The sequence below is a fragment of the Serratia sp. 4542 genome (assembly GCF_016805595.1).
In the GTDB taxonomy this organism is placed as follows: Bacteria; Pseudomonadota; Gammaproteobacteria; order Enterobacterales; family Enterobacteriaceae; genus Serratia; species Serratia nevei.
Genome location: NZ_RXKV01000028.1, coordinates 1 through 318 on the forward strand (window position 1 = coordinate 1; position 318 = coordinate 318).

A 318-nucleotide genomic window follows, 5' to 3' on the forward strand; every position below is an offset into this window, starting at 1 on the left:
TTCCAGATTGTTAAAGAGCAAAATACTTCGCAGCATACTGTCGCCAATATACTCTGAAGTATTGAAATACCGGACTATATGGTGGAGCTAAGCGGGATCGAACCGCTGACCTCCTGCGTGCAAGGCAGGCGCTCTCCCAGCTGAGCTATAGCCCCATACAGTCACGCGCAGTACCTTTTCCACTTCCGAGAAGTGGTAGGCCTGAGTGGACTTGAACCACCGACCTCACCCTTATCAGGGGTGCGCTCTAACCACCTGAGCTACAAGCCTATAAAGGTATTTCTGCTCGTTACTTTCTATCAGACAATCTGTGTGAGC

General features: G+C 50.0%; 2 tRNA genes. Both read right to left on the reverse strand.

The features are described from left to right. Nucleotides 1–79 precede the first annotated feature (79 nt). Nucleotides 80–155: transfer RNA gene (locus tag EKL15_RS24620), tRNA-Ala, on the reverse strand. A 38-nt stretch (nucleotides 156–193) separates the two neighbouring features. After that, nucleotides 194–270: transfer RNA gene (locus EKL15_RS24625), tRNA-Ile, on the reverse strand. Nucleotides 271–318 lie beyond the last annotated feature (48 nt).